This window comes from Streptomyces sp. H27-C3, from assembly GCF_030063415.1.
Taxonomy (GTDB): Bacteria; Actinomycetota; Actinomycetes; order Streptomycetales; family Streptomycetaceae; genus Streptomyces.
In genome coordinates, this window is the sequence record NZ_JASITA010000041.1 from 40,122 (window position 1) to 66,284 (window position 26,163).

The following is a 26,163-nucleotide window of genomic DNA, read 5'->3' on the forward strand; positions in this document are numbered from 1 at the left end:
GCAGCAAGGAGCAGCAGTCGTGAGCGACCACCACGCAGAGCACGCCGGAGCGTGGAGCGAGCGAGGCTCCGAGGCCGCCGCCGAAGGAGCCACGGCAGTCGACCCGGCCGAGGCATCCACGCACGGGGCCATGCCCGCCGGGAGCGGCGCTGTCACCCCCGCCGACGCCGCCGACGCCGCGCGGCTCGTGTCCTTCGGGCTGCAGCCCAAGCTACTGCCCGCACGTGACGCCGAGTACGCCGACCTGCTGCGCCGCTACCGCGAGGAGCCCGCCTTCGCCCGGCTCGCCGACGCCGTCGCGACCGGGCTCGGGCTCATCGTCCTCGAAGTCTCCACGCGCGCGGGCATGGCCGTATCGGCCGGCGAGGACTCCGTATTCGCGGTGCGCATGGGGGACTACGCCCGGCGCGCCTCCGCCGAATCGGCCGACCGGTTCCTCCACGGCCTCGCCCACCTGGCCGTCGCCGCCCTGGCCTTCCCCCGCCCCGAGGACCTGGCCGACGACGGTTACATCGGCCGCATCACGGTCAACGGTGTTGATGCCTTCGTCCGCCAGGCCTGCCGCCGCCTGGAGGAGCAGGCCGAGGAGCACGGCGAGAACACCGACCCGGCCACCGAAACCCCCGGCCTCGAAGCGGCCTGGCGGATATACGCACGCCGCAGTGCGACCGGCGCCACCAAGGACGCGCGGCGGCTGGCCGGTTCCACCACCGGCATCATCGGCAAGGCCGTCGCCTTCCTCACCGACTCCGGCTTCCTGCAGCGCACCGGTGACGACGCGGGCGGGGCGTACCGCACCACCGCGCGCTACCAGTTGCAGGTCCGCGACATGGCGGGCAGCGCCGCCATGGCCGAGCTCCTGGACTTGGGTGTGGTGCCGGTGACCGACGGCAGCGCGACGCTTGTGCCGCCCTCCGACGCCGACGACCTGGAACTGACCGCCGACGCCGGCCTGCCCTTCCATAACTGATCCACAACTGACCGATGCCCGACCCACAAGTGACCCACGCCCTGCCCACGACTGAGCCTCAAACGGCTCACGCCTGAGCCACGCGTGGCCCCTGCCGCTTCACGACTTACGACGAGAGTCCGCCGCCATGTACGAGTTGTCCCGGGTCCGCCTCTACTCCATCGGTCCCGCCGGTGCGCGCTACGCCGACACCGTGCTTGACCTGCGTGGAGTCGGTAAACCCGTGCCCAACCCCGCCCCCGCGCAGGCGGAGTTCTTCGAGGACGAGCCGGTCGGCCCGCCGCGCCGCCCGGCGCCCGCCGGTGTGCTCTTCCTGGAGAACGGCGGCGGCAAGTCCGTCCTTCTCAAGCTGATCTTCTCGGTGATGCTGCCGGGGCACCGCAATACGCTCGGCGGTGCCAGCTCCGGCGTACTGCGCAAGTTCCTGCTCGCCGACGACTGCGGCCATGTCGCCCTGGAGTGGCAGCACACGCTCACCGGCGAGTGCGTGGTCGTGGGCAAGGTCAGCGAGTGGCGGGGGCGGCAGGTCTCCAACGACCCACGGAAGTTCGCGGAGGCCTGGTACTCCTTCCGGCCCGGCCCCGGGCTCAGCCTCGACTCGCTGCCGGTCGCCGAGTCCACCGCCGTCCGCCCGTACGGCGAAGGTGTGTCCGGCGCGCAGGGCCGCCGCCGCACCATGAAGGGCTTCCGCGACGCGATCACGGACGCGGGCAAGGCGTATCCCCACCTCGACATCCACTGGGAAGAGATCCACGACCGCTGGAACGAGCACCTCGGCGACGTTGGCCTCGACCCCGAACTCTTCCGCTACCAGCGGGAGATGAACTCCGACGAGGGCGAGGCGGCCGGCCTCTTCGCGGTCAAGAAGGACTCCGACTTCACCGACCTGCTGCTGCGCGCAGTCACCGACACCCGGGACACGGACGGCCTCGCCGACCTCGTCCACGGTTTCGGCAACAAGCTGGGACGCCGCGCCGAACTGATCGCTGAGCGCGAGTTCACAGCGGGCTCCGCCGACCTGCTCGGCCGCATCGTCGACGCGGCGGTCACCCGGCTGCGCTCCCGCGACATCCACGCGGGCGCCGAGCGCGGGACCCGCACGCTCTCCCGCAGGCTCACGGTGCGCGCCGCCGAGGAGCGCGGCCGCACCGGCGAGCTCGCGCAGCAGGTCGCCGCGACCGCGCACAAGGTCACCGAGGCCGAGCAGGTACGCAGCCGCAGCTCACTGATCGCCGCCGAGCTCGCCTACCGGCACGCGTCACTGGCCCTCACCGCCGCCGAGAAGGCGGCGGGCGGCCAGCGCCGTGAGCTGGCCGACGCCCGTACGCTGCACGCCGCCTGGCAGGCGGCCGAGGTGGTCCTGCGCCACCGCGCCGCCGCCGACCGGGCCGCCCGGGTGACCGTCGCCATCCGCGAGGCGGAGCGGGACGCCGCACCCGCGCTGGCCGCCCGCGGCACCGCGGCCGGCGAGCTCGTACGGGCGCTGCACACGGCGGCCGAGGACGGCGAGCGCGTGGCAGCCGAGGAGGAAGAGCGCTCCGCGACGCTCCAGGAGACGGGCGAGGCGGCGCACCGCGACGCCACCACCGCAGCGACCCAGGCACAGCGTGCGCGCAGCGAGGTAGGGCACCTGCGTCAACGCCTCGGCGAGGTCGAACAGGAGACGGCGGAGGCGGTAAGGGCCGGGTGGCTCGACGACACCGCCCCCGACGCCGACCCGGCGCGCGCGGCACTCGCCGCTGTCGACGCGGAGAAACTGGCGGTCGCCGCCTGGGAAACCGCTCGGGACGCCGCCCGCACGACGGGCGACCGGGCGAAGGAGGCCACCGGCACGGAGAGCCGGGCCGACCTGGCCGCAGCACGAGCGGCGGACGCCGCGCTGGGCGCGGAGCACGCGTACCAGGCGGAGTACCGCGCGGCGGAATCGATCGCCGCGCACGACCGCCTGGCAGAGCTGCTGAGTCTGCCGTCCGCTCCGTCAACGGCCGGGGGCGTACCGCAGCCCCGCCGAAGCGCGGCACAGACCGGTCACCCGGACGCGCAGGGCGCGGACGAGGCCGCACGAACTGCCAACGACAACGACAGCGCTTCCGCGGACGGCGCGTCCGAGTCCGACCACCGGGACGGCGGGCCGCTGTCCGCAAGCGGCGACACCTCGTCCGCAGCCGCCGCGAGCGGGACCGGGGACGCGGCAACGGCCAACCCGACGGACGAGGCGGACGACGCCAACGGCGTGCGGAGCGGCGCTTCCCACGAGTCGGGAACGTCCGAGGGCGCCCACCGCCCCCGTACTCCGCGCCCCACCGCGCACGGCCCGCTCACCGTCGCGGAGCTGGACCGCAACGCCGAAGACCTTCTCCACCTGCTCGACCAGGGCGTCGCCTCGGCCGAACGCCGACTCTTCGGCATGCGTACGGCAGCCGCCGACGACGCGCGGATTCTCGGCGCGCTCGGCGACGGCGGTCTGCTGCCACCCGGCCCCGACGTCCTCGCCACCGTCGAGTTCCTCGGTGAGCACGGCATCCCCGCCCTGCCTGGCTGGCGCTACCTCGCGCAGGCCGTCGACCCGGCCGACCACGCCGCCGTGCTCACCGCACGCCCCGAGCTGGTCGACGGCGTGGTCATCACCGACCCTGACGCGCACGTACGGGCCCGCGAGGCACTCGCCGGCGCCGCGCTGCTGCCCCGCTCGGCCGTCGCCGTCGGCACCGCCGCCGCCTTGCTCGCCCCGGTGCCCGCACCCGGCACCGGCGCGTCCGACCGCGGTGACGTCTTCCTCGTACCGCCTAACCCGGCCATGCACGACGAGCACGCCGCCGACGAGGAGCGCCAGGCACTCAGGGCCCGGGCCGCCGCCCGCGACGAAGAGATCCGCGAGCTTGCCTCCAGGCTCACCGGCGACCGTGCCCTCGCCGCCCGCCTCGGCTCCTGGCGCGCCGACTGCCCGCCCGGAAGGCTCGACGAACTCGCGGAGACCGCCAAGGCCGCGAGCGCCGCCGCCGAAACCGCCGAAGCCGCGCTGGCCGAGGCCCGTACGGCCCGCGCGGAGGCCGACGAGGCCGCGGCGGACGCAGCCCGGGTCCGGGACGACCGGCAGGACTCCACTCAGCGTGCCCGCCGTGTCGCCGACGCCCTCGCGGGGCTCGCGCACCGGCTGCGCGAGCGTGCCGGCTGGCAGATCAAGCTGCGTGAACTGACCGAGGAGGCCGCCGAGTCGGAGGCCAGAGCCACGGTTTGTCTGGATCGCGCGAGGGCGGCCGACGAGGACCGCCGCGCTGCCCAGCGCACCGCCGACGACGCCCACCGGACGGCCCGCACCCTGCGGGCCGAGCGGGCCGAGATCGCCGGCGCGCCCGAGCCCCTTCCCGAGCCCGATGAGAACGCACCGCGCACCGCGCTGCCCGCCCTGCGCGAGGCGTACCGCGCCGCTTCGCAGCTGTACGAGAAGGTCGGCGTGGGCGCGGATCTGCGTGCCGAGCAGGCCAGGGCCGAGAGCGACGAGAGCACCGCCCTCACCGAGCTCAACCGGCTCACCAACAAGGTTCGCACCAAGGCGGCCTTGATGCTGGAGGGCACAGACGGGGCCGATGGTCCGTCCCGCCAGGCCGCCGCCGCCCGCGCCGAATCCCTCGTACAGATGCTGGAGTCGAGGGCCTCAGCCGCCAGCGAGCAGCTCGGCCGACTGCGCGGCGAGGCCGAGCGCCTCGCGCCGCAGGACTCCCCGGCGCACACCGAGCTGCCCGACGACCTGGTGCCTGCCGACGCCGGGCAGGCACAAGCCCTGCTGCGCACCGCCACGGCGGAGCTCGCCACCTGCTCCGACGCCCTGGAGTCGGCCCGCGAGGCGCACGCCGAGCTGTTGCGGGCGCACCGCACGGCGGAGGACGCGGCAGGCGGCTTCGAGGAGACCGCCGCGATGCTGCGCGACCTCCTCAGGGATCAGCAGCGGTCCGCGGAGGCGGCGGAGGCCGCCGAAGAAGCCGACGCCCCCGAGCCGTACCCGGGCAGCATTGAGGAGGCGCGGCAGTCCGCCGCCGAGTCCCGCCGCTCACTGCGCGGCTGCGCCGCCGACCTGTCCGCCGCCGACGCAGCGGTGCGCGAGACGAGCGACGTACTCGTACGGCATGCCAATTCCACGCGGTACGAGCAGGTACGCACCCCCGCGCGCCAGCAGATCCGCGAGCTGCCCGCCGCCGCACTGCCCGAGCACGCAGCGGCCTGGGCGGCGGCCTTCGCGCCCCGGCTGCGGGTGCTGACCGACGAGCTGGAGCAACTGGAGCGCAACCGCGGCAGCATCGTCGACCGGCTCCGCGGCCTCGTGGAGTCGGCGCTGACGACGCTCCGCTCGGCGCAGCGGCTCTCCCAGCTGCCCGAAGGCCTCGGTGAGTGGTCCGGCCAGGAGTTCCTGCGGATCCGCTTCGAGGAGCCGGACCAAGTGACGCTGGTGGAGCGGCTCGGCGAGGTCATCGATGAAGCCACCCGCTCCGCCGTCAAGAAGAACTCGGACCTGCGCAGGGACGGAATGTCCTTGCTCCTGCGCGGTGTTCAGGCGGCCCTGGAGCCCAAGGGCATCTCCGTCGAGATCCTCAAGCCGGACGCCGTGCTGCGTGCCGAGCGGGTGCCGGTCGGGCAGATGGGCGATGTGTTCTCCGGCGGCCAGCTGCTGACCGCCGCCATCGCGCTGTACTGCACGATGGCCGCGTTGCGCAGCAACGACCGGGGCCGCGACAAGCACCGGCATGCCGGCACGCTGTTCCTCGACAACCCCATCGGCCGCGCCAACGCCACGTATCTGCTGGAGCTCCAGCGCGCGGTCTCGGACGCGCTCGGCGTTCAGCTGCTCTATACGACAGGCCTGTTCGACACGACCGCGCTCGCCGAATTTCCACTGGTCATCCGGCTGCGCAACGATGCCGACCTCAGGGCGGGGCTGAAGTACATCAGCGTCGAGGAGCATCTGCGTCCCGGCCTGCCGCAGCAGGACCCGGACGCCGAGACGGTGCACGGCGAGATCACGGCGACACGGATGTTCAAGCGCACACCCACGCCTGCCGAGTGACCCCGGCGGGCACGGGCACGCCCACGCCTGCCAGGTGGCTTTCTGCTGCACGGGCAGGCCCACGCCTGCCGAGTGACCCCGGCGGGCACGGGCACGCCCACGCCTGCCAGGTGGCTTTCTGCTGCACGGGCAGGCCCACGCCTGCCGAGTGACCTCGGCAAGGGCGGGCACGGTCACCCCTGCCGAGTAATCCCGGCGGATGCCCATGCCTGCCGGGTGCCCCTGCAGGACGCCCACGTGCCCCGAGCGCTCACGAAGGCGAGCGTGACCACGAGGGTGAGGGTGGTCAACAAGGCTGCGCGTGGGCACGCGAGAGGGCATGGGACCCTCGGACGTGCGAGCGGCGGGCCTCAGGCCTGGGAGAGTCGGCCCGTCCCCGGCTGTCCCTGCGGCTCGCGATCCCGTATACGCGTCGACCCGCGAGCCGTCCGGCGGGCGCGGCGGCGCTCGCGGCGCAGCTGGCGTGCCGTGCTGCTCGGCACGGACACCACGCCGTGCCGCTGGTTCCACACCTGGCGGGTGACCCACACGTCCAGCACGCCCCAGGTCGCGACCACCGTGCTGGCGACGCTGCTGAGGACCATCGGGAAGGCGAGCCAGGAGCCCGCGAGCGTGCACAGATACGCCACCATCGCCTGAATCATCGTCAGCGACATGATGATCACGGCGCGCACGGCGGCCGTGCGGACGGGGTCGGCCATCCGCGGCCGTACGGCGGGCTCCTCGACCCACAACTGCCGTGGCGCTTCGGCCTCATTCGCCGATTCCGCCGCACGCCGGGCCGTCCTCGCACTCGCGTCAACCGCCGCGCCCGGAACCGTCACGGGTGCTGCGGACGTCCTGCGGTGCTCTTCCGTATCCATCAAACCTTCACTCCCCACCACCTGGCCCCACGACCTGGCGTGCTGCTCAACCCGGGCGCGGGAAAACCGCCTTCACGAACGGCTGCCCGTCTTACGCCCTTTTACGCCGATCCACCGGGCCCAATGCGATAGGTGCGTCCCCATCATTCCCGTTCCCCCGTACAACAGGACGAATGACCGGCCTCGAAGATTCCCGCCGAGATGAGAATTTCAGCCATCTGCCCCGGTGGGGAACAAGGTGTCTGCTCAGGCCCCCTATGCCCCAGCCGGGCGCTCAACTACCGGAAATCCAGCGCAACTCATGATCAACCAGCCATGGTGCGGCTGAAAATCGACCGGACAGGTCTTCGAGTTGCCGGAGTGACAGTAGTAAGCTCACGCCGTTTGTTGACGGAACATTTACCCCCGCCCGACGGGGGTTGAGCTGGGGGAGGCCATGCGCTTTCGCGGGAAGTCCATCCGCAGGAAGATCGTGGCGCTGCTGCTGGTGCCGCTCGTCTCCCTCACCTCACTGTGGGGATTCGCCACCGTGATCACCGGGCGCGAGGCCGACCAGCTTCTTGACGTCGCCTACATCGTCGAGCAGGTGGGTTACCCCATCGAGGACACGGTCAGGGTCATCCAGCAGGAACGCCGACAGACGCTGATCTATTTGGCTGACCCCCGGGCTTCCGACGCCCTGGCCGCTCTCCGCCGTGAACGCGCCGTGACCGACGCGTCCGTGGCGAAGATCAAGGAACGGGCCGCGCAGCCCAATGTGCGCGACGAGATGCGCTCCCAGACTGAGCGGCGGCTCGCCTCGCTCCTGGAGGCCTTCGAAGGCATCGAAGCGTTGCGCAGCTCCGTCGAGGACAGTACGGTCACGCGGCGGCAGGCTCTCGACCGTTTCAATCGGCTGGTCGACCCCTGCTACGCCTTCCTGATGACCCTCCACGCCCTCGAGGACGTGGAGATGGACAAGCAGGGCCGCGCACTGGTCGGCGTCGCCCAGGCCCGCGAGATGCTGTCCCGCCAGGACGCGCTGGTCGCATCGGCACTGGTCGCCCGCCAGTTCACCGCGCCCGAGCTGCGCGAGGTCGCGGGCCTGGTCGCCAACCGCAAGTTGCTCTACACCGTCAACCTGGAGAACCTCCCCTACGACGAGCGCGACATCTTCGAGCGGTACTGGCGCAGCCCGGACACCGAGCCCCTGCGCACCGCCGAGGAACGCCTCATCGCGTCGGGCGCGGGCAAGGAGCCGAAGGCCGTCAGCGCCAAGGGCTGGAACGAAGCCGCGACCGGCGTCCTCGACCACCTGGCCGACGAGGCCCAGGCCGCGAGCGACCGCTACCAGGACCGCGTCGACCCGGTCGCCTTCGGAGTCCTCGTCCAGGCGGGCCTGGCCGGTGTGCTGGGCTTCCTCGCCCTGCTCATCTCGCTCGTCCTGTCCGTACGGATCGGCCGCAGCCTCGCCCGTGACCTCTCCCGGCTCCGCAAGGAGGCCCACGAAGCGTCCGGCGTCCGCCTGCCGAGCGTGATGCGCAGGCTCGCCGCGGGCGAGGAGGTCGACGTGGAGACCGAGGCCCCGCGCCTGGAGTACGAGAGGGACGAGGTCGGCCAGGTCGGCCAGGCCCTCAACACTCTCCAGCGCGCCGCCGTCGAATCGGCCGTCAAACAGGCCGACATGCGCCGGGGCGTCTCCGAGGTATTCGTCAACCTGGCCCGCCGCAACCAGGTTCTGCTGCACCGCCAGCTCACGCTCCTCGACACCATGGAGCGCCGCACCGAGGACACCGACGAGCTCGCGGACCTCTTCCGCCTCGACCACCTCACCACCCGCATGCGCCGCCACGCGGAGGGCCTGGTCATCCTTTCCGGCGCGACAGCGTCCCGGCAGTGGCGCAAGCCCGTCCAGCTCATGGACGTCGTACGCGCGGCCGTCGCCGAGGTCGAGGACTACGAGCGCATCGAGGTACGCAGGCTGCCACGCATCGGCGTCGGCGGCCCCGCGGTCGCCGACCTCACCCACCTCATCGCCGAACTCCTCGAGAACGCCACGGTGTTCTCGCCCCCGCACACCGCCGTCCAGGTGCACGGCGAGCGCGTCGCCAACGGCTTCACGCTCGAAATCCACGACCGCGGCCTCGGCATGACGCCCGACGCACTGCTCGACGCCAATCTGCGGCTCGCCGAGACCCCCGAGTTCGAGCTGTCGGACACCGACCGGCTCGGTCTCTTCGTGGTCAGCCGGCTCGCCCAGCGGCAGAACGTCCGGGTCTCGCTCCAGCCGTCCCCGTACGGCGGAACCACCGCGATCGTCTTCATCCCCGCCGCCCTGCTCACCGATGCCCCGGAGACCAACGGCACCGGCTTCCGGCTCGACCGCAAGCACGCTGCCGACAGCCCGGGTACCGGGGACGGCGCCCGCCGCCAGCCCGTCACGACGCTCGCCCGCGTCCCCGCGGAACTCGCGGCCCAGGCGGTCCTCGACGGACCGGTGGAGCTCGAACCCCCGCTCGGCGTCCTGGGTCTCGAAGAGGCAACGCTCGGAGGTCTCGCGGACATCGAGGACATCGAAGACACAGAGAGCGAGCGCGGCGGCATCTTCCGGCCCCGTGAGCGCCCTCGGGACCGTGGCCGGGACACTCTCGGCGAGCAGCACCAGCAGGCCTCCGAGCCGTTCCCCGAGAGCGGCGAGCGTGCCCACCCGGGCGCCGCGGTCCCGCTGCCCCGCCGTAAGACGTCGAGTCCGGTTCCGTCGACCGCGCAGCACCCGCCGAAGCCACCGACCCTGGTGTCCGACAACGGCCGTCTCGTTGGCGGCCGCAGGCGCCCCCCGGCGGAGCGTACGGACCGCACATTCTCCGCCCCACCCGCACGGGAACCGGCCGCCACGGACGAGCCCCCGGGCCTTCCGCCGCTGGATGGACTGCCCCGACGCGTCCGCCAGGCCAGCCTCGCCCCGCAGCTGAAGGACACCGACGCCGCCGGCCGCACCGGATCTGCCACCGACGCGCCCGTCACCGAGCAGGACACCGAACGCGACGCGGACGAGGTACGCAGCCGCATGGCCTCGCTCCAGCGCGGCTGGCAGCGCGGCCGTCGCGAGAACGACGAGCCCGAGGAGAACGGCGCGACGGGCGGTCCCGGCGGGAACGGCGCAGCACCGGGCGACACAGCACCAGGAACCACACCAGAGGGGAACGGTCGATGACCGCACCGAACGCCGCAGCACACAACGCCACAGGCAGGGGTTCCGGGGAGCTCAACTGGCTCCTTGACGAATTGGTCGAGCGCGTCGGCAGCATCCGCAAGGCGCTGGTGCTCTCCAGCGACGGCCTGCCCACCGGGGCGTCGAAGGATCTGACGCGCGAGGACGGCGAACACCTCGCCGCCGTCGCCTCCGGCTTCCACAGCCTCGCCAAGGGAGTCGGCCGGCACTTTGAGGCGGGCCGCGTGCGACAGACCGTAGTGGAGCTCGACGAGGCCTTCCTCTTCGTCACCGCGGCGGGCGACGGCAGCTGTCTCGCCGTGCTGTCGGACGCCGACTCCGACGTCGGCCAGGTCGCGTACGAGATGACGTTGATGGTCAAGCGGGTCGGCGTGCACCTGATGACCGCGCCCCGCTCCGGTCTGCCCGCCGGAGGGTGAGTGGGATGGCATGAGCGAATCAGGCCAACAGGGATCGCCGCACTGGTTCGACGACGACGCGGGTCCCGTCGTACGCCCGTACGCGATGACACGTGGCCGGACCAGCAGTGCGACCCGGCACCGGCTCGACCTGATCGCGCTGGTCGTGCCCGAGCCCGCTGCCGACGACCCGGGACGCGACCAGACGCTCGCCCCCGAGCATGTCGAGATCGTCGAACTGTGCAGTGAGACGCCACAGTCCATCGCCGAGCTCGCCGCGGGCCTCGACCTCCCCGTCGGGGTGGTCAGGGTGCTCGTCGGTGACCTCGTCGAGGACGAACTGGTGCATGTGACCCGACCCGTACCGCCGGCGGAGCTGCCGGACGAGAGCATCCTTCGCGAGGTAATCAATGGCCTTCGGGCGCTCTAGCCGCAAGAAGCGACCGGTGGACCCGGTGACGCTCAAGATCCTGGTCGCAGGCGGATTCGGGGTGGGCAAGACCACCCTGGTGGGCGCGGTCAGCGAGATCAGACCGCTCCGCACCGAGGAGACGCTCACCGAGGCGGGCCGTCCCGTCGACGACGTCGAAGGGGTCGAGGGCAAGACCACCACCACGGTGGCCATGGACTTCGGGCGCATCACGCTCCGCGAGGAGTTGGTGCTCTACCTCTTCGGCACCCCCGGCCAGGACCGCTTCTGGTTCCTGTGGGACGAGCTGGCGCAAGGCGCGCTCGGCGCCGTCGTGCTCGCCGACACCCGGCGCCTGGAGGACTGTTTCGCGGCGATCGACTACTTCGAGCGACGCGGCATCCCCTTCGCAGTCGCCGTCAACTGCTTCGAGGGCGCCAACCGTTACCCGCCGGAGACGGTGCGCGCGGCGCTCGATCTCGACGAGAGCGTGCCCCTGCTGCTGTGCGACGCACGGGACCGCGAAACGGTCAAGACCGTACTCATCGCCGTGGTCGAACACGCGCTGGCCCGCTCCGCCGACCGGCGGCAGACCGCGTCCACCTGACGCCGGCGCCCGAGCACAGGAGCGGCCCGCACCCCCGCCGACAGGGGTACCGGCCGCGCTCTTCGGAGCCGCGCGGGCGCGGGGGCGCGCGCCGCGGGGCCGTTGCACTACCCCTGCCCGTCCTCCTGCCAGCCGAAGCTCCGCTCCACGGCCTTGCGCCAGTTGTGGAGCTCGCGGTCGCGCTCCTGCGCCTCCATCCGCGGTGTCCACTCGACATCGCGCTGCCAGTGCGCCTTCAGCTCGTCCAGGTCCGACCAGACCCCGGTCGCCAGTCCCGCCGCGTACGCCGCGCCCAGGCAGGTCGTCTCGGAGATCTTCGGCCGGATGACGGGCACGCCCAGGACGTCCGCCTGGTGCTGCATCAGCAGGCTGTTGCCGGTCATGCCGCCGTCCACCTTCAGCGTGGTGATGGCGACGCCCGAGTCCTGGTACATCGCGTCGACGACCTCCCGGGTCTGCCAGCTGGTGGCCTCCAGGACCGCCCGTGCCAGGTGCGCCTTGGTGACGTATCCCGTCAGCCCGGTGATGACCCCACGGGCGTCGGAGCGCCAGTAGGGCGCGTAGAGCCCCGAGAAGGCCGGCACGATGTACGCCCCACCGTTGTCGTCGACGCTCGCCGCGAGCGTCTCGATCTCGTCCGCCGTACGGATGATCCCCAGCTGGTCCCTGAACCACTGGACCAGGGCGCCGGTGATCGCGATCGACCCCTCCAGGCAGTAGACCGGCGCCTCGTCGCCGATCTTGTAGCCCATCGTGGTGAGCAGCCCGTTCTTCGAGGCCACCGGCCGGTTGCCGGTGTTGAGGAGCAGGAAGCTGCCTGTTCCGTACGTGTTCTTGGCCGTGCCTACGTCGTAACAGGCCTGCCCGAAGACGGCGGCCTGCTGGTCGCCGAGCGCCGATGCCACCGGCACCCCCGCCAGTTGCCCGACGGCCGTCCCGTACACCTCGGACGACGACTTGATCTCCGGCAGTACGGCCTCGGGCACATTCATCGCGGACAGGATCGAGCGGTCCCACTGGAGCGTCGCGAGGTCCATCAGCATGGTGCGCCCGGCGTTGGTCACATCCGTGACGTGTACGCCGCCGCCCGTGCCCCCGGTGAGATTCCAGATCAGCCAGGAGTCGATGGTCCCGAAAGCGATCTCGCCCCGCTCCGCGCGACCGCGCAGCCCCGGGACGTTGTCCAGCAGCCAGGTCACCTTGGGGCCGGAGAAGTAGCTCGCGAGCGGCAGACCGGTCGTCTCCCTGAAGCGGTCCTGGCCGTCCGTGCCACCCAGTTCCTTGCAGAGCGCCGCCGTGCGGGTGTCCTGCCAGACGATCGCGTTGTGCACGGGCTTTCCGGTCGCCCGGTCCCACAGCACCGTCGTCTCACGCTGGTTGGTGATGCCCAGCGCGCTGAGCTGCTCGGGGCGCAGTCCCGCCTTGGCGATCGCGCCCGCGACGACGGCCTGCACCTTGGACCAGATCTCGGTCGCGTCGTGCTCCACCCACCCCGGTTTGGGGAAGATCTGGCGGTGTTCGCGTTGGTCCACGGAGACGATCGCACCGGAGTGATTGAAGATGATGCAGCGGCTCGAAGTGGTGCCCTGGTCGATGGCGGCGACGTACTTCTCGGTCCGTCCAGTGTTTTCCGTCATGTCGTCCCCTCGGTCGGAAGGATCTGAGGCTTGAGGGCCCAGTGGCTCTGCGGCGCGTTCGGGGCCCGTTCGGGCGCTCCGGGGATCTCAGGAGGCCAGGTTGTAGATGACGCCCGCACGGGCCCCGCCGATCAGGGGGGCCCGCCACCGGCACCCAGGCGTGGCGATGCCGAGCGTCGCGGCCGGGTTGGGATGGCCCCCGGACAGCGGCGCTGCCGTGTACGCCCCGGCGAGCACGCCGAAGCCCCTGCCGAAGGGGATGACGACCCACCCCGCGGCCTTCGCCCTGGAGTGGTTCAGTGTGACGGCGGCGCACACTCCGGCGCCGACGAGGATCAATATGGCGGTGCCGATGATCTCACCGACGAAGACGTCCCCGTTGCTCATGGCGGCTCCTAGGCCCTCGCCCGGGGTCGGAGCCCCGGTCCTGAAATGCAGGGTGCGTTTTCCATGGCTGCGGAGCCGAAAGCGGGGGAGTCCCGTACCTCGCCCGGCCCCGTGACGTGCGTGCCGAGCCGGTGGGGTCGCCCGTGGGGGAGGCCCCTTGAAGGTGCCCGCACGCAGGGCTGTGCCCCGCGTGCCTGGGAGCCGTCGTACGGCGACGCCGACTGACACGGGAAGTGTTCACCGGCGGTGATGGACCGTCAAGGTGGCCGACAGCAACCGCTGGCGGGGGCGCCACCGCCTCGCCGAAACGATCCTGCGGGCCTCAGCGCACGGCGATCACGGCGGAGCCGTGCCCGAACAGCCCCTGGTTGGCGGTGAGTCCGGTACGCGCCCCCGGCACCTGCCGCTCGCCCGCCGTGCCGCGCAGCTGCCAGGTCAGCTCGCAGACCTGCGCGATGGCCTGGGCGGGCACCGCCTCACCGAAGGACGCCAGCCCGCCGCTCGCATTGACCGGGATCCGCCCGCCGAGCGCCGTCGCACCCTCCCGCAGGAGCTTCGCGCCCTCACCGGCCGCGCACAGCCCGATGTCCTCGTACCACTCCAGCTCCAGAGCGGTGGAGAGGTCGTAGACCTCGGCGAGGGAGAGATCGCCGGGCCCGATGCCCGCCTCCTCGTACGCCGCCCGCGCGATCGAGGCCCGGAAGGAATCGGGGGAGGGGGCCTCCGCGGCGGACGAGTCGGTGGCGATGTCGGGAAGGTCGAGCACGGCCTTGGGATAGGTGGGCGTGATGGTCGAGACGGCGCGGATGCGGACCGGGTCGCTCACCCCGCGGCGACGCGCGAACTCCATGCTGCACAGCACGAGCGCTGCGGCGCCGTCGGAGGTGGCGCAGATGTCGAGCAGCCGCAGCGGGTCGGCGACCACCGCGGACGCCGCGACGTCCTCGGCGGTGACGGGCTTGCGGTAACGCGCGTTGGGGTTGAGCGCGCCGGCCGCCGCGTTCTTCACCTTGACCTGGGCGAAGTCCTCCGGCGTATCCCCGTGGAGGGCCATGCGGCGGCGTGCGTACAGCCCGAAGTACGCGGGGTTCGTCGCCCCGAGGAGCCTGAACCTCAGCCAGTCGGGATCGTCGGGACGTTCGCCGCCCGCCGGCGCGAAGAATCCCTTGGGCGCCGCGTCCGCGCCCACCACCAGCGCCACGTCGGCCATGCCGGACAGGATCTGGGCGCGGGCGGTGTTGACGGCCTGTGCGCCGGACGCGCAGGCGGCGTACACACTCGTCACGCGCGCCCCCTGCCAGCCGAGCGCCTGCGCGAACGTCGCGCCCGCCACATAGCCGGGGTAGCCACCGCGCACCGTCTCCGCGCCGACGACCGACTGCACGTCCTGCCAGCCCACCCCGGCGTCGGCGAGCGCGGCACGCGCCGCCACCGTGCCGTACTCGATAAAACTGCGCCCCCACTTGCCCCACGGGTGCATGCCCGCGCCGAGCACCGCCACATCGCCGGTCATGACCGCACCCCGGCCGGGTCCGCCACGACGGGCCGCCAGTGCCAGGTCGTCCAGGTGATCCCCGCCGCCGCGTCCTCGTTGAGCACTCCGGGGACGACTTCGACCTCCATGCCCACCGCCAGATCCGCGGTCGTCAGTCCCGGAGCGGCCTGCCCGAGGACCACCATGCCCTCGGCCGCGAGCTCCACGGCGACCAGCGTGTACGCCGTCCAGTCCACGGCCGGGTCGCTGACGTACGGCGCGGGCGGGCGGTATCGGCTGTCGGTGTACGACCACACGCGGCCCCGCTTGGACAGCGGCACCTCGGCCAGCTCACCGCCGGCACAGGCCGGATTGCGGCAGAAGGTGTCCTGGCGGGGGAAGAAGACCGAGGCGCACGCCGAGCAGCGGGTGCCCAGCAGCCTGAAGTCCTCCGGGTCCGTCTCCACGGTGAACCAGTCGGCCACCACGGGTGTGCGCGCGTGCGTCAAGAGCCCTCCCCTGCACAGAAATTGACGATCCGTCAGAAGTGTGCCACGGGTCAGCGGTTCTCCGCGAGCCACTTGGCGGCGGTCTCCGCCAGTTCGCTGTCGCGGCCCGCGAGCATCGTCCGGATCATCTGCACATCGCCGCGCAGTGACCAGGCGGGATGCCCGAAGCTGGCGGGGTTGTTCTTCTCGATCAGGAAATGCGCGGGCCAGGCGGCGCCGTAACCGATCAGCGGTAGCGCGGCGGCGTACCGCTGCCGGCCGCGCGCCAGGCCGTACGCGCTGACGCCGAGGCCGGTGAGCGTGCCGACGAGATGGACCCAGCGGGTCGCCGCCCTGGAATGCATCGCGACGTAGTAGGGCCAGAATTGCTCGTACGAATCAAAAGTGTGTTGCTCCATACGGGCACCGTAATGGCCCGGCGGAGAACCGGATATGGCCGATGCGCGTCCGAAAGGGAGCGGAGGGCCGGAGCCCACGGGGGTGGGGTGGCCCCGGCCCTCCGCCGCCCGCGACCTCTAGTGCCGCGCCAGATAACGTTTGCCCCGTCGCGGCGGCCGGCACATACTCTCGCCGCACCGGCCGAAAGCCCAAGTACGTCCAGTACGAGGACTTCCGGCCGGCACGCCGAGAGCACGCACCGGCCGCCGCTCCTTGACGGGCAAACGTCACCTGCCGCGGCACTAGTGACCGGCGACCGAGCGGCGCGACACCGGGAAGTCGAAGAACCTGTCGGGGAACAGCTCGGGCTTGAAGGTGTAGTGCCACCACTCCTCAGGCAGATTCACGAAGCCCGCGTCCGCCAGGGAACCCTTGAGCAGCTGCCGGTTGGCGCGCTGCTCGCCCCCGATCCGCGGGGCGTCGGTGTGCGACAGGGTGTCGAAGCAGTCGTAGCCCGTGCCCATGTCCACGGAGTTGTCCGGGAAACGCTCGGCCTTCGGCGCGTAGCAGGACGTGAGGGACTCACCCGGCACATACGGGCGAGTGGGCTTGGCCGACAGCTTCACGATCGTCAGATCCACCGTGCTGCCCCGGCTGTGCCCGGACTTCTCCGCGATGTAGCCGTCCGCGAACAGCCGCGACTTGTCGACCCGGGGATAGAACTCCTGCTTCATCACCTCGTCGTCGAGATCCTTCGCCCACCGTACGAAGTGGTCGACGGCCCGCTGCGGGCGATAGCAGTCGTAGACCTTCAGCGAGTAGCCGCGGCGCAGCAGTTTCAGCTGGGTCCGCTGGAGGGCCTTCGCGGCGGGCCCGGTCAGGATGCAGACGGGCTCGCGGTAGCCGTCGACCGGCTCGCCCATGAAGTTGTGGCCGGTGGTGTAGCGCATCTCCTGGATGATCGTCGGGGCCACGGACCGCAGGGCCACGAACTCCCTGGGGGCCTTCGGCTCGGGCTTCGCCTGCACCGTGGGCGAGACGGAGGTGACGGTGAACAGGGCGACGGCCGAGGTGGCCAGGGCGCGGAGTGCGGAGGCGAGTCCTGTCATGGACCTTCGTCTATCAGGTCAACGGCCCGCGGGGGAAGGGCGATCGGATACAGTCCGCGCGTGCCCGGACCCACGAACAAGCCCGCCCGGACCGTCGCCGGGGCCCCTGCGGGGGCGCCCGCCCAGGTTCCTGCGGGTATCTCTGCCCGAGTCTCCGCCGGGCCTCCCACCCAGCCCCCGGCCGTCCCCGTTCGGGACTCCCACTGTTCCAGCTGCGGGGCGCCCTACCCGCCGCGCGTCGACTGGCCCCGCACCTGCCCGGCCTGTGGCACCGCGGCCTACCGCGATCCGCTGCCCGTCGCCGTCGCCCTGCTGCCCGTACGTGACGCACAGGGCACCGGACTCGTCGTCATCACCCGCACCATCGAGCCCCAGCTCGGCGGGACAGCGCTGCCCGGCGGCTTCATCGATCACGGCGAGGACTGGCGGCATTCGGTCGTACGCGAACTGCGGGAGGAGACGGGCATCGGCGCCCACGAGGAACAGGTGCGCCTCGCCGACGCACGAAGCTCCCCGGCCGGCCACCTGCTGCTCTTCGGCCTGCTCCCCGAACGCGCGCTCGCGGAACTGCCGCCGTCCGTCCCCACGGACGAGACGAGCGGGTGGCACGTCCTGCGCGAACCGGCGGAATTGGCCTTCCCGCTCCACACGGAAGCAGCGCAAGCCTGGTTCGCAGGCAACTACACGCCAGGTCCCGCTACGCCGTCCAGCCTGTCCAGCAGCTCCGGCCCGTCCGGCAATTCCAGCCCGTCCGGCGTTTGAGGACACAGGGTGTCTGGGGCTTGCCCCCAGTTTCGGGAAGGGGCGGGTAGGGGAAAATCCCCTCGCCTCACACCCCCCGCACCCGAACCGGGAGTCCCACCTCCCCGCCCCCCTCGCGCTCCACCACGACCCGCCCCCCGTGCACCCGAGTCGTGAACCGCTCCACTTCCGCAGACTCCCAGCCGTCCCCCGCGTCCCTGACGACCAGCCCACCGCCCGTGCGTCCCGCCGCGGGCGCCCACACGTCGAGCGCGAGCCCGCCGTCCTCACCCCGCACGGGAATCACCGCACCGGCCCGTGCCAGTACCGGGATCCGGGAGAGCGGCGCGTCGATCAGCACCTGCCCCGGGCCTTCGTACGCCTCACCGGTCGCGGTGTCGTACCACCGCCCGCGCGGCAGCCGCACCGCCCTCCGGTCCGTCCCACGCTCCAGCACGGGCGCCACCAACAGGCAGTCCCCGAGCAGGAAGGCGTCCTCGCAGTCCCGCAGCGCCCGATCCTCCGGGGCGCCCCACCACACGGGCCGCACATAGGGCGCACCGGTGAGACGGGCCAGATGAGACAGCGTCACGAAATAGGGCCGCAGCCGCTCCCGTTCCACCAGCGCGGCCCGCGCGTGCTCAAGCACGTGCGGACCGAATTCCCAGGGCTCCCGACGGCCCGCGGTGAGCGCCGCGTGCGTACGGAAAAGGGGCAGGTGCGCGCCCAGCTGGAACCAGCGCAGATACAGCTCGGGCGAAGGGCTGCCGTTGAAGCCACCCACATCGGGCCCGGAGTACGGCACTCCGCACAGCCCCATGCCCAGCACCAGGGAGAGCGATGCGCGCAGCCCCGGCCAGCCCGTCGACACATCACCGGACCAGGTGCCGCCGTACCTCTGCATTCCGGCCCACCCGGAACGCGAGAAGAGGAACGGCCGCTCGTCGGGACGCAATCGGCGCAACCCCTCGTAACCGGCGCGCGCCATCGCCAGACCGTAGACATTGTGGGCCTCCCGGTGATCACCGCCCCGCCCCTCCAGGTCGTGCCGCGCGGAACGCGGCAGCGTCGGATCACCGAAGGCGGAGAAGGAAACCGGCTCGTTCATGTCGTGCCACACTCCGGAGAACCCCTGCGCGAGTCGCTCCTCGTACAGCGATCCCCACCAGTCACGCACGCGTGGAGCGGTGAAATCGGGATAGGCGCACTCGCCGGGCCAGACCTCACCGCGCACCTCATTGCCCCGCGCGTCCCGCACAAAGACCCCGGCGGCCGACCCGCTGTCGTACAACGCAGCGCCACGCTCCGCCCTGACGGCGGGATCGACGATCGACACCAGCCGCACTCCCGACTCCCGGAGGTCGGCGGCGAGCCCGGGGAGGCCGGGGAACCGCTCGCGGTCGACCGTGAAGACCCGATGCCGGTCGTAGTGGTCGATGTCGAGATGCAGCACGGACAGCGGCAACCCCCGCTCCCGATAGCCGGCGACGATCCGCCGGACCTCCCGCTCGCTGCCGAAACCCCACCGTGCGTGCTGGGGACCGAGCGCCCACGACGGGGGGAGCGCGGGCGCCCCCGTGAGCGCCGCCCAGCCATGCAGCACGCGCGCGGGCGCGCCGGCCACGACCCAGCAGCGCAACGGCCCGCCCTCCATGCGTATTTCACTGGTGCCCGGCCGGTCGTGCCCCGAGCCAGCCCCCTCCTCGCCCTCCCGCAGCGTCACCCGGCCCTCCCACGTGTTGTCGTGGAAAGCCAGATGCGTGCCCGCGTCGGAAACGATCAGCTGCACCGGCATCGTGATGTAGAGCGGATCGTCACCCGGCACGAAGCTGCCCCCGGGGTCGCTGTTCCACAGCCGATACGTGCCGTCACGCAGCCGGGGCCCGGAGGCCCGGCCGCCCAGGCCGAAGAAGCGCGCGTCGGCCGGCACCTCACTGCGCTGTACCCAGCGCGCCGGCCCCCCGGCGACCGGCTCCCACCAGCGCGGCGGCAACTCGCGGCGGAGCACCACCCCGCCCGGCGTACGGACCTCGACGGCGCCGTGCCGTGAGACGGCGACAGTGAGCCGCTCCGACACCACCCGCCAGCCGCCGTCCTTGTCGGGCTCAAGCCCGGCCCTCGGATCGGGCTCGGGACAGGCACCCGCGAGCGCGTACGAGGGCTCAGGGTCCGCGCCGTCCCAGCCCCAGAAGACCGCGCCGCCCGCAGCCACCATCACCCGCAGCTCCGAACGCGCGAACCGCACGACTCCGCCGCCCGGCTGGGGCTCCGCCCCGGTCACCGAACCCGGCACCCGGGCCCGCTCCGCGCCCCTGGGGGGCAGCCCCCAGGCATCCGTGCGATGCCGCCGCCAGGCCGAGCGCGCCGCGCGCAGCCCCTGCACCGTGCCGACCAGTTTCACCGAGCGCACCAGGTCACGACCGTCCATACGGCTCACCCTGCCACCCGGTGGACCGTACGCGGGAGGCGTTCAACAGCCGTTCACCCGTGGTATGCCCACACGACCACGTGTCCGACTGTGTGCGGCCCGCCCTGGTGCCAGAGACGATCACATGGCATCGTCCGTGTCAGCCGCCGCGTGCGCACACCCTCCGCACGTGCGCGCCACAAACGCACACCACGCGTACAGCCCGGGAGCCGCCCCATGACCTCAGCACCCAACGCCGCGCCCCTCTGGCAGCCCGACGCGGACCGCATCGCCGCCGCCGCGATCACCCGCTTCCAGGCCTGGGCGGCCGAGCGGTACGGCGCACCGGCAGAGGGCGGCTACCCGGCGCTGCACCGCTGGTCGGTCGACGAGCTCGACACATTCTGGAAGGCCGTGGCTGACTGGTTCGATGTCCGGTTCTCGACCCCGTACGAGACGGTTCTCGCCGACCGGTCCATGCCCGGCGCACAGTGGTTCCCCGGTGCCACCCTCAACTACGCCGAGCACGCGCTGCGCACCGCCGAGGACCCGGACCGTGCGGACGACCCGGCCCTCCTGTACGTCGACGAGACCCACGAGCTCACCCCGGTCAGCTGGTCCGAACTGCGCCGCCAGGTGGGGTCGCTCGCCGCCGCACTGCGCGCCCTCGGCGTACGCCCCGGAGACCGGGTCAGCGGCTACCTGCCCAACATCCCCCAGGCGACCGTCGCGCTGCTCGCCACCGCCGCCGTCGGCGGTGTCTGGACCTCCTGCGCCCCCGACTTCGGAGCGCGCAGTGTCCTCGACCGCTTCCAGCAGGTCGAGCCGGTCGTCCTGTTCACCGTCGACGGTTACCGCTACGGCGGCAAGGAGCACAACCGCACCGAGGCCGTCGCCGAACTGCGCCGCGAACTGCCCACGCTGCGCGCAGTGGTCCATATCCCGCTTCTCGGAACCCCGGCCCCCGAAGGCGCCGTCGAATGGTCCGCACTCACCGCCGCCGACACCGAGCCGGTCTTCGAGCAGGTCCCCTTCGAGCACCCCCTGTGGGTCCTGTACTCCTCCGGGACCACCGGCTTGCCCAAGGCCATCGTCCAGTCCCAGGGCGGCATCCTCCTGGAGCACTTCAAGCAGATCGGCCTGCACTGCGACCTGGGCCCCCAGGACCGCTTCTTCTGGTACACCTCCACCGGCTGGATGATGTGGAACTTCCTCATCTCCGGTCTGCTCACCGGCACCACGGTCGTCCTGTACGACGGCAGCCCCGGCCACCCGGACACCGGCGCCCAGTGGCGCATCGCGGAACGCACCCGGGCCACACTCTTCGGCACCTCGGCCGCCTACGTCATGGCCTGCGCCAAGGCGCGGGTCCACCCCGCCCGCGACTTCGACCTCTCCCGCATCAAGTGCGTCGCGACCACCGGCTCCCCGCTCCCGCCCGACGGCTTCCGCTGGCTCCACGATGAGGTCGCGTCCGACCTGTGGATCGCCTCCGTCAGTGGCGGTACGGACGTCTGCAGCTGCTTCGCCGGCGCCGTCCCCACCCTCCCCGTCCACATCGGAGAGCTTCAGGCACCCTGCCTCGGCACCGATCTGCAGGCCTGGGACGCCCAGGGCAAGCCGCTCACGGGCGAGGTGGGCGAACTGGTGGTCACCAACCCCATGCCGTCCATGCCGATCCGCTTCTGGAACGACCCCGACGGCGCCCGGTACCACGACAGCTACTTCGACACCTACCCCGGCGTCTGGCGCCACGGCGACTGGATCACCCTCACCGACCACGGCTCGGTGATCATCCATGGCCGCTCCGACTCGACGCTCAACCGTCAGGGCGTGCGCATGGGCTCGGCCGACATCTACGAGGTGGTCGAGCGCCTCCCCGAGATCCGCGAATCCCTGGTCATCGGAGTCGAAGAGCCCGACGGCGGCTACTGGATGCCCCTGTTCGTCCACCTTGCCGACGGCGCGACGCTCGATGACGACCTGCGCGCCCGTATCAAGCAGGCCATCCGCACCCAGCTCTCCCCGCGCCATGTTCCCGACGAGGTGATCGAGGTCCCCGGCGTCCCCCACACCCTGACCGGCAAGCGCATCGAGGTCCCCGTCAAGCGGCTCCTCCAGGGCGCGGCCCTGGACAAGGCCGTCAACCCGGGGTCGGTGGACAACATCGGCCTGCTGAGCTTCTACGAGGACCTCGCCCGCACCCGCCGCTGACTCCCAGCCACGATTGTCAGTGCCCGCGGTTACGGTGAGTGAGCAATCATCGGCTGCGCGCAGGGGGAGTCATGGCGCACATCAAGCACACCACGAACAAGAGCATGCGACGGGTGCTCCGCCGCGAAGTGCCGAGCACGGTAGGCCTGTTGGCCGACGAGCAGGACTTCGCGGCGATGACGGGGTACCGCAGCTTCGTCTTCGACGACCATGCGGCGTACCTCCTGCAGGTCGAGGACCTGCTGCGGTCCCTCGCGGCCCAGGGCGTGCATACCACCGTCGCCCTCTTCGACCCGGAGGAGTTCCTGGAGTTCTGCGAGAGCACCGGACTCGACCCGGACACACCGGTGAGCCGGACTCGTTTCATCGCGGAGCTCGCCATCTGCGGCGCGTCCGTTCCGTACAGCGGCCAGCCCATCGACCGGCTGGTGCCCCTGCTGATCAACGAAGCGGTCCGCCAGGCCACTTGGGAGTACGCGACGCTGCTGCTGGCCGATCTGGGCAACTGCGCCGAGTGCGGAATGGACATCGGCCGGGAATCCTTCGACCGCGCCTCGCGACTGGTGCTGCGCCTGCTCGAAGCGGCCGGCTCCGGTACCCACCATCTGGTCTGCAGCATCCCTGCCGAGGAGGCCCGGTTGCTGGCCGTCCTGCACGCGGAGCGTGCGGGCGAGCAGCCGGTCCGTCCGACCGAATCCGAAAGCGCGGAATTCGTGACGGTGCTCGCGGCCGGACTCGCCATGGAGAGGCCCGGGGGAGTGGTGCTCAGGACCACCGGGCCCGGCGAGCCGGACCGGCTCCGCGGTTGGCGACTGAACCGCGGCAGCCTTGTCGCGCTCAGCGCCGGCGAGGTGTTCAGCGCCTACTGCACGGACGCGGACACCGGTGACCCCGTCTCACCGGAACCGGGCGTCGAGTACTGCCCAGGTTTCGACGTCGAAGATCCGGAGCCCCACCACTGAACGACCGAGGGGCTGTCCGCACCCGGCGGACAGCCCCTCGACCCTCATCATCGTCCGGTCACTCCCCGGACAGCACCGCCTGCGCGGCCGCACGGGCCTCGTCGGCGGTGTCCGTGGCACGCGCCGCCGCGGCGGCGCGCTCACACTGGGCGAGGGTGTACTTCGCCAGCGACGAACGGACATAAGGAATGGCCTTCGCCCCCATCGAAAGGGAGGTCACACCCAGCCCCGTCAGGACACAGGCGAGCAGCGGGTCGGCCGCGGCCTCACCACACACACCACAGCTCTTGCCCTCGGCCCTGGCGGCGTCGGCGGACATCGCGACCAAGTCGAGCAGCGCGGGCTGCCACGGGTCCTGAAGCCGGGACACCGCACCGACCTGGCGGTCGGCGGCGAAGGTGTACTGCGCCAGGTCGTTGGTCCCCAGCGAAAGGAACTCGACTTCCTGCAGGATCGAGCGGGCCCTGAGCGCGGCCGACGGAATCTCCACCATCGCGCCGAACTTCGCCCGCAGCCCGGCCTCGCGGCACGCGTCCGCGAACGCCTTGGCGTCCGTACGGTCCGCGACCATCGGCGCCATGACGTCGAGGTAGACCGGCAGCCCCTCGACGGCCTTGGCCAGCGCGGTCAGCTGGGTGCGCAGCACATCGGGGTGCTCGAGCAGGGAGCGCAGCCCACGCACACCCAGCGCCGGGTTCGGCTCCTCGGCCGGCGTCAGGAAGTCGAGTGGCTTGTCCGCACCGGCGTCCAGGACCCGCACCACGACACGGCCCTCAGGAAAGGCCTCAAGTACCTTGCGGTAGGCCTCGACCTGCTTCTCCTCGGTCGGCGCCTGCGCGCTGTCGTCGAGGAAGAGGAACTCCGTACGGAACAGGCCGATACCCTCGGCGCCGGCCTCGACCGCGGTCGGTACATCGGCGGGACCACCGATGTTGGCGAGCAGCGGCACCTTGTGTCCGTCGGACGTCGCACCGGGACCGGTCGAGGCGGCAAGCGCCGCCCGGCGCTCAGCGGCAGCGGCTTCGAGCTCCGCACGCTTCTCGGCGCTCGGCTCGACGAAGATCTCACCCGTGCTGCCGTCCACCGCGACGACCGTTCCCTCGGCCAGCTCACCGGCGCCCGGCAGGGCCACCACGGCAGGCACACCCAGCGCACGCGCGAGAATCGCGCTGTGGCTGGTCGGCCCGCCTTCCTCGGTCACAAAGCCCAGCACCAGAGCGGGGTCGAGCAGTGCGGTGTCGGCGGGAGCGAGGTCCCGGGCGATCAGCACGTACGGCTCGTCGCTGTCCGGCACACCCGGCATCGGCACGCCGAGCAGGCGCGCGACGATACGATTCCGCACGTCGTCGAGGTCTGCCACCCGGCCGGCCATGTACTCGCCGGCACCGGCGAGCAGTTCCCGGTAGGTGGCGAACGCGTCGTACACACCACGCTCGGCACTGCTGCCGACGGCGATACGCCGGTCCACATCAGCCATCAGCTCGGGATCCTGGGCCATCATGGCCTGCGCCTCAAGCACATGCTGTGCCTCGCCGCCGGCCAGATTGCCGCGTGCAATCAGATCGGCCGCCACAGCCTCAACCGCCTGGCGGGCACGCCCCTGTTCGCGCCCGGCCTCCTCGGCTGGAATCTGCTTGGCAGGCGGCTCGAGAACCGCCGTGCCCATGTGCCGAACCTCGCCGATCGCCACACCGTGGCTCACGCCGACGCCTCGCAGCGTTGTCTCCATTTCACCCGTCTCCGGTTATTGCGGCGGACTCCGCCCGCCGCGATGAATGTCGTACCCACGGCCGCTACTGCGGCGTGAGCGTCACTTCCAGCCGAACAGAGCTTCGCCGGACTTCACGTCGCCGTCCTCGACCAGGCCGGAGAGGGAGTCGGCCGTAGCCTCGAGTGCCACGATCGGACACACCGGCGACTTGCCGGCCGCTTCCACGGCCGCGGGGTTCCAACGTACGACCTCCTGGCCGCGCGTCACGGTGTCCCCCTTATTGACGAGCAGCTCGAAGCCCTCGCCGTTGAGCTGCACCGTGTCGATGCCGAGGTGCGTCAGCACGCCGTGGCCCTCGTCGTCGACCACGACGAAGGCGTGCGGGTGCAGGGAGACAATGACTCCATCAATAGGAGCCACGGCCGACGACGGCTCACGCACGGGGTCGATGGCGGTGCCGGGACCGACCATCGCCCCGGAGAACACGGGGTCGGGGACTGCGGCGAGTCCGATGGCGCGTCCAGCAAGAGGGGATGTAACGCTGGTCATGGGGAGCCTCCCAGGGGCGGAGATTCGTGTGCCGCCGTCACTACCTGTCCTGGACGGCGTACTGTTCAGAAGCGTAGGTCATGAGAAGTCCCGGTTCCGCACGAGACGTACTGCTTGGCGGACCTAGGGACGCACCACAAACGATTTGCCTCGTCTGCTGGGTCCATGTACTGTCGTACTTCCGCCTGACACCAACACGCACTCCATCGTGAGTCGTGGGTCGGCAGCTTCTATCAATCCCTGACCCTATCCTGAATTCTGAATTTTGCGTGCTCGCAGAATGATGGTCAGGGGTGGGGAAAAGGACTGGTAGAGTCGGAATCGCCGGAAAGGGAAACGCGAAAGCGGGAACCTGGAAAGCACCCCGCTGACGGGGAATCGGACACGAAAGCGTCTGGTAGAGTCGGAAACACGAAATACCGAAGGGAAGCGCCCGGAGGACCCCGTGAAAAGGGACCAAAGGAAGCGTCCGTTCCTTGAGAACTCAACAGCGTGCCAAAAGTCAACGCCAAATGTTGATACCCCGGCCCACCTTTACCGGTGGGTTGGTGGTTCCTTTGAAAAAGAC

18 protein-coding genes and 1 pseudogene are annotated in these 26,163 nt (G+C 71.4%); 9 read left to right on the forward strand and 10 right to left on the reverse strand.

Annotated features, from left to right (window positions below; all coding sequences use genetic code 11):
• The first annotated feature begins 19 nt into the window (after positions 1-19).
• Together QMK30_RS30970 and QMK30_RS30975 are read left to right on the forward strand one after the other, a co-directional pair.
• The gene (locus QMK30_RS30970) at positions 20-970 is read left to right on the forward strand and encodes a hypothetical protein (protein WP_283521647.1); all 951 of its coding nucleotides are present in this window, start codon (positions 20-22) and stop codon (positions 968-970) included.
• A 127-nt stretch (positions 971-1,097) separates the two neighbouring features.
• Positions 1,098-6,029, forward strand: a complete 4,932-nt coding sequence (locus tag QMK30_RS30975; RefSeq protein WP_283521648.1) for a hypothetical protein — start codon at positions 1,098-1,100, stop codon at positions 6,027-6,029.
• A 350-nt stretch (positions 6,030-6,379) separates the two neighbouring features.
• Here the strand turns inward: QMK30_RS30975 and QMK30_RS30980 are convergent, their stop codons facing one another.
• Positions 6,380-6,892, reverse strand: a complete 513-nt coding sequence (locus QMK30_RS30980; protein ID WP_283521649.1) for a hypothetical protein — start codon at positions 6,890-6,892, stop codon at positions 6,380-6,382.
• Positions 6,893-7,328: 436 nt separating this feature from the next.
• Between QMK30_RS30980 and QMK30_RS30985 the strand changes: the two genes are divergently transcribed.
• From QMK30_RS30985 to QMK30_RS31000, 4 genes are read left to right on the forward strand one after another with little or no spacing between them, the layout of a single operon-like run.
• Positions 7,329-10,085 (forward strand): nitrate- and nitrite sensing domain-containing protein, encoded by a 2,757-nt coding sequence (locus QMK30_RS30985; protein ID WP_283521650.1) that lies wholly within the window; start codon positions 7,329-7,331, stop codon positions 10,083-10,085.
• Positions 10,082-10,522 (forward strand): roadblock/LC7 domain-containing protein, encoded by a 441-nt coding sequence (locus QMK30_RS30990; RefSeq protein ID WP_283521651.1) that lies wholly within the window; start codon positions 10,082-10,084, stop codon positions 10,520-10,522. Before QMK30_RS30985 ends, QMK30_RS30990 begins: the two co-directional genes overlap by 4 nt.
• 10 nt (positions 10,523-10,532) lie before the next feature.
• On the forward strand, positions 10,533-10,931 hold the full coding sequence (locus tag QMK30_RS30995; protein ID WP_283521652.1) for a DUF742 domain-containing protein: 399 nt from the start codon (positions 10,533-10,535) through the stop codon (positions 10,929-10,931).
• On the forward strand, positions 10,912-11,517 hold the full coding sequence (locus QMK30_RS31000; protein WP_283521653.1) for a GTP-binding protein: 606 nt from the start codon (positions 10,912-10,914) through the stop codon (positions 11,515-11,517). Before QMK30_RS30995 ends, QMK30_RS31000 begins: the two co-directional genes overlap by 20 nt.
• Positions 11,518-11,624: 107 nt before the next feature.
• Here QMK30_RS31000 and glpK read toward each other — a convergent pair whose 3' ends face one another.
• From glpK to QMK30_RS31030, 6 genes and pseudogenes are all read right to left on the reverse strand, one after another.
• Positions 11,625-13,154 carry a glycerol kinase GlpK gene (gene glpK, locus QMK30_RS31005; RefSeq protein WP_283521654.1) on the reverse strand — a complete coding sequence of 510 codons (1,530 nt, stop codon included), beginning with the start codon at positions 13,152-13,154 and terminating at the stop codon, positions 11,625-11,627.
• Positions 13,155-13,259: 105 nt separating this feature from the next.
• Positions 13,260-13,541 (reverse strand): annotated as a pseudogene (locus QMK30_RS31010) (aquaporin); the annotation flags it as partial.
• Positions 13,542-13,863: 322 nt separating this feature from the next.
• Positions 13,864-15,054: a lipid-transfer protein gene (locus QMK30_RS31015; RefSeq protein ID WP_283521655.1), complete on the reverse strand. Its 1,191-nt coding sequence runs from the start codon at positions 15,052-15,054 to the stop codon at positions 13,864-13,866.
• Positions 15,051-15,503 carry a Zn-ribbon domain-containing OB-fold protein gene (locus QMK30_RS31020; protein WP_502963258.1) on the reverse strand — a complete coding sequence of 151 codons (453 nt, stop codon included), beginning with the start codon at positions 15,501-15,503 and terminating at the stop codon, positions 15,051-15,053. Before QMK30_RS31020 ends, QMK30_RS31015 begins: the two co-directional genes overlap by 4 nt.
• Before the next feature lie 71 nt (positions 15,504-15,574).
• A complete protein-coding gene (locus QMK30_RS31025) occupies positions 15,575-15,922 on the reverse strand; it encodes an Mpo1-like protein (protein ID WP_283521657.1) in 348 nt (115 codons plus the stop codon).
• Between the two features lie 282 nt (positions 15,923-16,204).
• Positions 16,205-17,011, reverse strand: a complete 807-nt coding sequence (locus tag QMK30_RS31030; protein ID WP_283521658.1) for a M15 family metallopeptidase — start codon at positions 17,009-17,011, stop codon at positions 16,205-16,207.
• A gap of 138 nt (positions 17,012-17,149) precedes the next feature.
• Here QMK30_RS31030 and QMK30_RS31035 point away from each other — a divergent pair, with 138 nt between their 5' ends.
• Positions 17,150-17,773 carry an NUDIX domain-containing protein gene (locus tag QMK30_RS31035; protein WP_283521672.1) on the forward strand — a complete coding sequence of 208 codons (624 nt, stop codon included), beginning with the start codon at positions 17,150-17,152 and terminating at the stop codon, positions 17,771-17,773.
• A 67-nt stretch (positions 17,774-17,840) separates the two neighbouring features.
• Here QMK30_RS31035 and QMK30_RS31040 read toward each other — a convergent pair whose 3' ends face one another.
• Positions 17,841-20,180 (reverse strand): glycoside hydrolase family 31 protein, encoded by a 2,340-nt coding sequence (locus QMK30_RS31040; protein WP_283521660.1) that lies wholly within the window; start codon positions 20,178-20,180, stop codon positions 17,841-17,843.
• Positions 20,181-20,396: 216 nt separating this feature from the next.
• Here QMK30_RS31040 and QMK30_RS31045 point away from each other — a divergent pair, with 216 nt between their 5' ends.
• Both QMK30_RS31045 and QMK30_RS31050 read left to right on the forward strand, forming a co-directional pair.
• Positions 20,397-22,373, forward strand: coding sequence for an acetoacetate--CoA ligase (locus QMK30_RS31045; protein WP_283521661.1), 1,977 nt, complete (start codon positions 20,397-20,399; stop codon positions 22,371-22,373).
• 71 nt (positions 22,374-22,444) lie between these two features.
• The gene (locus QMK30_RS31050; protein WP_283521662.1) at positions 22,445-23,335 is read left to right on the forward strand and encodes a DUF8829 domain-containing protein; all 891 of its coding nucleotides are present in this window, start codon (positions 22,445-22,447) and stop codon (positions 23,333-23,335) included.
• A gap of 58 nt (positions 23,336-23,393) precedes the next feature.
• On the opposite strand, the gene ptsP is transcribed toward QMK30_RS31050, so the two are convergent.
• Both ptsP and QMK30_RS31060 read right to left on the reverse strand, forming a co-directional pair.
• Positions 23,394-25,064: a phosphoenolpyruvate--protein phosphotransferase gene (gene ptsP / locus QMK30_RS31055; RefSeq protein ID WP_283521663.1), complete on the reverse strand. Its 1,671-nt coding sequence runs from the start codon at positions 25,062-25,064 to the stop codon at positions 23,394-23,396.
• 81 nt (positions 25,065-25,145) lie between these two features.
• A complete protein-coding gene (locus QMK30_RS31060) occupies positions 25,146-25,595 on the reverse strand; it encodes a PTS sugar transporter subunit IIA (protein WP_283521664.1) in 450 nt (149 codons plus the stop codon).
• Positions 25,596-26,163: the final 568 nt, after the last annotated feature.

Coding starts and splice junctions, on each gene's coding strand:
- QMK30_RS31045 (WP_283521661.1), top strand. CDS start 20,397: ATGACCTCAGCACCCAACGCCGCGCCCCTCTGGCAGCCCGACGCGGAC.
- QMK30_RS31025 (WP_283521657.1), bottom strand. CDS start 15,922: ATGGAGCAACACACTTTTGATTCGTACGAGCAATTCTGGCCCTACTAC.
- QMK30_RS30975 (WP_283521648.1), top strand. CDS start 1,098: ATGTACGAGTTGTCCCGGGTCCGCCTCTACTCCATCGGTCCCGCCGGT.
- QMK30_RS31050 (WP_283521662.1), top strand. CDS start 22,445: ATGGCGCACATCAAGCACACCACGAACAAGAGCATGCGACGGGTGCTC.
- QMK30_RS31030 (WP_283521658.1), bottom strand. CDS start 17,011: ATGACAGGACTCGCCTCCGCACTCCGCGCCCTGGCCACCTCGGCCGTC.
- ptsP (WP_283521663.1), bottom strand. CDS start 25,064: ATGGAGACAACGCTGCGAGGCGTCGGCGTGAGCCACGGTGTGGCGATC.
- QMK30_RS30980 (WP_283521649.1), bottom strand. CDS start 6,892: ATGGATACGGAAGAGCACCGCAGGACGTCCGCAGCACCCGTGACGGTT.
- QMK30_RS31000 (WP_283521653.1), top strand. CDS start 10,912: ATGGCCTTCGGGCGCTCTAGCCGCAAGAAGCGACCGGTGGACCCGGTG.
- QMK30_RS31015 (WP_283521655.1), bottom strand. CDS start 15,054: ATGACCGGCGATGTGGCGGTGCTCGGCGCGGGCATGCACCCGTGGGGC.
- QMK30_RS30995 (WP_283521652.1), top strand. CDS start 10,533: ATGAGCGAATCAGGCCAACAGGGATCGCCGCACTGGTTCGACGACGAC.
- QMK30_RS30990 (WP_283521651.1), top strand. CDS start 10,082: ATGACCGCACCGAACGCCGCAGCACACAACGCCACAGGCAGGGGTTCC.
- QMK30_RS31060 (WP_283521664.1), bottom strand. CDS start 25,595: ATGACCAGCGTTACATCCCCTCTTGCTGGACGCGCCATCGGACTCGCC.
- QMK30_RS31040 (WP_283521660.1), bottom strand. CDS start 20,180: ATGGACGGTCGTGACCTGGTGCGCTCGGTGAAACTGGTCGGCACGGTG.
- glpK (WP_283521654.1), bottom strand. CDS start 13,154: ATGACGGAAAACACTGGACGGACCGAGAAGTACGTCGCCGCCATCGAC.
- QMK30_RS30985 (WP_283521650.1), top strand. CDS start 7,329: ATGCGCTTTCGCGGGAAGTCCATCCGCAGGAAGATCGTGGCGCTGCTG.